Genomic DNA, 5,933 nt, shown 5'->3' with positions numbered 1-5,933 from the left:
TATCCTTGAATGAAGTTGTTGCATCCAGCAATATTTATGGTGCAGTTAATGGAGTTAGGACTTACGCATTGACAGAAAAATTTAAATCTGCGGTATTGGTTTTGGGTATCTATAATTTTGGTTTTTTCACTTTTAGGCGATCGCCACCTTTTAAAAGATGTTTGAAATAAGGCTACAATCACCTATTTTCGTTGTCAAAATATAGTAATTTTGTACGATGCGTAAGCCCTAGGAGTGACATTTGAAGCTTTTATTGCCAACAAGGTAGTACCCAAACTCTGGAAAAATGCTTGTGTTGTAATGGACAATGCTAAGATTCATTTGGGAGAAGAAATTAGAAAATTAATTGAATCAGTAGGGGCAAAACTAATTTATTTATCTCCCTACTCTCCAGAATTTTCGCCAATCGAAAATTTTTGGTCAAAAGTAAAGGCAATTTTGAGAAAATTGAAAGCAAGAACTTACAAGGATTTAATTAACTCCATAACAGATGCAATGTTAACAGTAACAAAAAATGATATTCGTAATTGGTTTTGTCACTGCTGCTACTGTACCTCATAGGAATGAGAATTGCTATATCCCTCTTTTGTCACTCTCCGAAAACAATTGTCATTTCTAGATTCTGCAACCCTTGTCTGATAAGCGATTACTTCATTATTTCTTAGTATCAATTAATTTTGCGATCGCAAAAAGCAAAATTCGCTTACAAACATCTCAATGAATTGATATAGTTACTCTTGAAAATTTTCTATTATTAGGAAATCGCGGAGAGTGACAAAAGAGGGATATTACTTAATAATGATTTCCAACCTTGCGATGGTGAACGGCGGTTAAAACATCTAGCTTGGCTACTCTGCCTGCTTGCACATCGCTATAAACAATCCAATGATCGCTACACTCTAAGCGACTGCTAACTTCGCATTCAATATAAGCCAAGGAATCTGCAATAATTGGCGAACCATTACTAGCAGGTACGGTTTTGATGCCTTCAAATCTATCTGCACCAGGGGGAAAACGTTTGAGAAAATGTCTAATTAGATGCTGATAATTTCCTTCTTCTAAGACATTTAAGACAAAGCGATCGCCAGTTTGTAAGAAAGATTCAATTGCCCGATCTTTAGCTACCGCGATCGCTAGTCCTAAGGGAGTTAAACTAGCCTGCATTACCCAATTCGTCAAAGGTAGGTTCATCGCAATAGTGCATCCCAAAAGCATCGCAAGTATAAAGAATTTGGGTTTTATAATCGTAGGTAAAAATGGTGTCGGGCCAGTGTAAATTGGGAGCAGAGACAAATTCTAATTCATGTCCGTTTCCTAAATCCAGGCGATCGCCATTTTTGACAATTATGTGTTCCAAGGGTTGATGCACCATGTCGGTTAAGAACTTAATCGCCACCTTTGCCCCAACTACTGTAATTTGGGGTGCTAATGCCAAGATGTCTTTAACTAAACCACTATGATCGGGTTCGGTATGGCTAACAATTAGATAATCTAGTTGAGTTGGATCGATTAAGCCTGTCAATAACTCCAGATAAAGCTGGCGAAATTTTGCGTGAGAAGTATCGACTAAAGCTAGTTTTTCACCCTGAATAATAAACGAATTGTAGGTTGTGCCGTTTTGTAAGCCAAACTCAATATCAAAGCGATCGCGATCCCAATCTAGACAACGAATGGCAGTGGTTTCGGGGGCAATTTCGACAGTTTGCACAGTTAGTCCAGCTGTATTACTGGTTTGATTGGTATTTGTGATTGCAACCATAAGTTAGATACTCCTAATATAGTAGTTTGAATTCTGTTGATGTTGTTTTACATAGATTGAAACCTATTAAAATCCGTGTGCCATAGTCTTTTGATTATATATAGAGGTGCAAAAAGAGAAAGCCCTATAAGGATTAGCTTCTTACATTACAAAAGTTGTGACGCGAACCTATATCCCTTCTTTCTTTGTCCTTTCTTTCTTCATATGACTTACAAACTAATGATTTGTAAAATATATATTAGTTACGATATAAATTAATAAAACTTATATAAAAATAAATATGGCAAAGTATGAAATTATACATTTTAGTCTTTGACAATCCTTTAAAGTTCATTTAATGAAATATCTAGGAAGGGATGAACGTCATGGGATATGAGCCAAGAACTCAGGCTATCTATCAAATTACGGGAAGAGATCCGATCTCGGTTAAGCCTGCTGAAACCCTAGAAAGTATGTGGGCAACTGATGTCTTTAGCTTGAACAAGATGCAGGCTTGTCTGCCAAAAGCGGTTTACAAATCCCTCAAAAGTACAATTAGATCCGATGCCAAATTAGATCCTTCCGTAGCCGATATTGTGGCAGCGGCGATGAAGGACTGGGCAATGTCTAAGGGCGCGCTCTATTATGCCCACGTATTTTATCCCTTAACTAACGCCACCGCCGAAAAACACGATGGTTTTATCTCGGTACAAAGTGATGGTACGGTAATTTCAGAATTTTCAGGCAAAACCCTAATTAAAGGCGAACCAGACGGATCTTCCTTCCCTAACGGTGGTATTCGCTCGACTTTTGAAGCGCGGGGCTACACTGCTTGGGATGTCACCTCTCCAGCCTACGTAATGGAGACCGACAACGGGGTAACTTTATGTATTCCCACAGTTTTTGTGTCTTGGACGGGGGAAGCCCTCGATAAGAAAATTCCTTTGTTGCGATCGATTGAAGCAATGGACAAGTCTGCCAGAAAAGTCCTCAAACAGTTGGGCTACAGCGATGTTGCTCCTGTAAGTTCTAGCTGTGGTGCAGAGCAAGAATACTTCTTAGTCGATGCTACTTTTGCTAATAGTCGTCCCGATCTGCTCTTAACGGGCAGAACTTTATTTGGTAAAACTCCTGCAAAAGGTCAACAATTTGACGACCACTACTTTGGGGCAATTCCAGAAAGGGTTCAAGTCTTCATGCAGGAAGTAGAACGTAAAATGTACCGCTTGGGTATCCCTGCAAAAACCAGACACAATGAAGTCGCCCCTGGTCAATTTGAGCTTGCGCCCTATTTTGAATCAGCGGATGCTGCTGCGGATCACCAGCAGTTGACCATGACTATTTTACGCAACACTGCTAAAAAACACGGTTTTGTCTGCTTGCTACACGAAAAGCCTTTTGCAGGCATCAATGGTTCGGGTAAGCACGTCAATTGGTCAGTCAGTAACTCTACTCAAGGTAATTTACTCGATCCAGGGGATGAGCCTCATAAGAATATTCAGTTTCTCACCTTCTGTGCTGCGGTAATTCGGGGAGTACACAAATTTGGCCCCTTACTGCGGGCCGTAGTAGCTACGGCTAGTAATGACCACCGACTAGGAGCAAATGAAGCCCCTCCCGCCATCATTTCGGTTTATCTTGGCACTCAACTGGAAGATGTATTCGAGCAGATTCAAAAAGGAGAACTTTCAGGGTGTAAACCCAATGGTATCATGGATTTTGGCGTGCCAACCCTACCATCATTTATCAAAGATTCTGGCGATCGCAATCGAACTTCTCCCTTTGCCTTTACTGGTAATCGTTTTGAATTTAGGGCAGTAGGTTCTAACCAGTCTGTAGCAGGCCCTTTAATTGCCATGAATACTATTTTGGCAGATTCTTTGGATTGGATCTCTAATAAACTAGAGGCTGAGTTATCGGCAGGGAATGAACTTGAGACTGCTGTTTGTAACGTTATTAAAGAAATCATGGACGACCACGGCGCGGTTGTCTTTGGGGGGGACGGCTATTCGGCAGAATGGCATAAAATGGCTGTTGAAGAACGAGGTTTGCTAAATTTACCTACCACTGCCGATGCCCTGCCATATTTGAAAGATAAATCTATTGAAGAGTTATTTGAGAAAACTGGGGTTCTTTCTCCAACGGAGTTAGAAAGTCGTTTTGAAGTGTATGCCGAACAATATATTCTCTCTATCGAGGTAGAAGCCAAGTTGGTAGTAGACATGGCAAAAACTATGATCTATCCAGCAGCGATAAAATACGTGACAGATTTATCATCCGCTATGGTTGGCTTCAAAGAGTTAGGGCTAGATTTTAATCTCAAGATTGCTAAAAAGGCTGGAGAATTAACTAACAAGATCGTTGATTTATCCAGCAGCTTGGAATCAGCTTTGGAGAAAGAAAATTTTGACTCTACTGAAGACCATATGCAGTATTTTGCCAAAACTATTCGTCCTCTGATGGATGAAATTAGAGAATGTGCCGATGCTTTGGAAGGAGAATTAGCCGATGAACTTTGGCCTCTACCTAAGTATCAAGAAATGCTATTTATTAAATAGCTAAATCTTACTTTGTTAATTAACTTTCTGTCAGAATAGCAACATTTGTATAGTTAATTAACAAAATTATTTTTTAATATGTTTTCAAAAAGTGCTGTAGCGATCTAATTACTTGAAAACAACTATGATAAATTAAAACAACTGTATACAGTATACTTTTAACTCCTGCTGCTCAATCTATGAAATCAATAACTACTGCTAACCTTTTAGTAAATGGCGATCGCTTGAATAAAAGTATCGCTAGTTTGGCGAGTATTGGTCGATTACCTAATAGTGGAGTAAAACGTATTGCCTATAGCACCGAAGATCTAGAAGCTCGAACCCTAGTCCAACAATGGATGAAAGAACTTGAGATGGAGGTAAAAATAGATGCAGCAGGAAATATTATTGGCAAATATCCTGGCAAAAATCCAGTTGCGTCAGCTTTAGCAACGGGTTCTCATATTGACACTGTTCCCTGTGGCGGAAATTATGATGGTGCTTATGGTGTTTTGGCGGGATTGGAAGTAGTACGAGTCCTTCAAGAAAACCAAATTAGGTTAGAGCGATCGATAGAAGTGATTGTTTTTACCGATGAAGAAGGCAGTATGATAGGCTCTAAAGCAATTTCAGGTAGAGTAGTCCGAGATCCCCAATACTATCGTCGTCCTGATGGTACAGATATTCAAACCTGTCTCAAGAGAGTTGGTGGTAACTGGGATAAAATCCCTCAAGCTCGTCGCAATCTTGAAGATATAGCTGCATTTGTCGAACTTCACGTCGAACAAGGACCCGTACTCGAATCTATGGGCAAACAAATCGGTGTAATTGAAGGGATAGTCGGGCAACGACGGTTCAATATTACGGTCAAAGGCAGTGCTAATCATGCAGGTACTACACCGATGCAGATGCGCTGTGACGCTTTGGTAGCTGCTTCTCAGGTAGTTTTAGCCGTCAATCAAATTGGTAACACTCCTGGTCAACAGGTAGCCACAGTAGGTAAAATGTCCGTGTTACCCAATGCTGCCAATGTTGTTCCTGGTTGGGTAGAAATGAGCTTGGATATCCGAGATTTGTCTAGCTTACATCTAGATAGCCTTTTAAAACAGCTACGCATACATCTAGAAGAAATTGCCGTTACTACCAATACTCAAATTCGCTTTAACCCTTGTCTGCATAACGAACCAGCCTTAGCTGAACCTTATATCCAAAAAGCGATCGCCTTAAGCTGTGAAAATCTCAGTCTCAGTTATACGTACTTACCCAGTCGTGCCAGTCACGATGCTCAAGAAATGGCACAAATAACTGATATGGGGATGATTTTTGTTCCTAGTAAAATGGGAGTTTCCCACGACGCTAACGAATACACCTCTCCAGAACAATGTATTCAGGGGGCAAATGTATTGTTGCAAACATTAATTAAATTGGGCAAAATCTGACCAAAGAAATATCTTTCCAGATTGGTGGGCATCTATTTACTTATTACTATTTAATTTTTATTAACTGAAATGCCCACCCTACTTACTTACTTATTACTTTTATAAGAGGATATAGCATGGCGATCGCACTTTCTCCTTCCTCTAGGTTTACTGTCTCTGGATACATAAGTACCTAGGCAAAATTAATTGTATATTTTGTCCCAAAGTCCTTAAGAATAT

The 5,933-nt window shown here is 39.8% G+C and carries 2 protein-coding genes and 2 pseudogenes; 3 read left to right on the top strand and 1 reads right to left on the bottom strand.

All coding sequences use genetic code 11. The annotated features are described in order from the left end of the window. Nucleotides 1–234: 234 nt before the first annotated feature. A pseudogene (locus I4641_RS22925) lies at nt 235–561 on the top strand (transposase); the annotation flags it as partial. Nucleotides 562–792: 231 nt separating this feature from the next. Here I4641_RS22925 and I4641_RS22920 read toward each other — a convergent pair. After that, nucleotides 793–1,759: pseudogene (locus tag I4641_RS22920) on the bottom strand (flavin reductase). A gap of 365 nt (nt 1,760–2,124) precedes the next feature. Here I4641_RS22920 and I4641_RS22915 point away from each other — a divergent pair. Both I4641_RS22915 and I4641_RS22910 read left to right on the top strand, forming a co-directional pair. Beyond that, a complete protein-coding gene (locus I4641_RS22915) occupies nt 2,125–4,296 on the top strand; it encodes a glutamine synthetase III family protein (RefSeq protein WP_229642903.1) in 2,172 nt (723 codons plus the stop codon). Between the two features lie 179 nt (nt 4,297–4,475). After that, nucleotides 4,476–5,714, top strand: a complete 1,239-nt coding sequence (locus I4641_RS22910; protein ID WP_229642902.1) for a Zn-dependent hydrolase — start codon at nt 4,476–4,478, stop codon at nt 5,712–5,714. Nucleotides 5,715–5,933 lie beyond the last annotated feature (219 nt).

It is taken from the genome of Waterburya agarophytonicola KI4, from assembly GCF_020640915.1.
GTDB lineage: Bacteria > Cyanobacteriota > Cyanobacteriia > Cyanobacteriales > Xenococcaceae > Waterburya > Waterburya agarophytonicola.
This window is presented reverse-complemented; position numbering and strand designations above follow the sequence as displayed.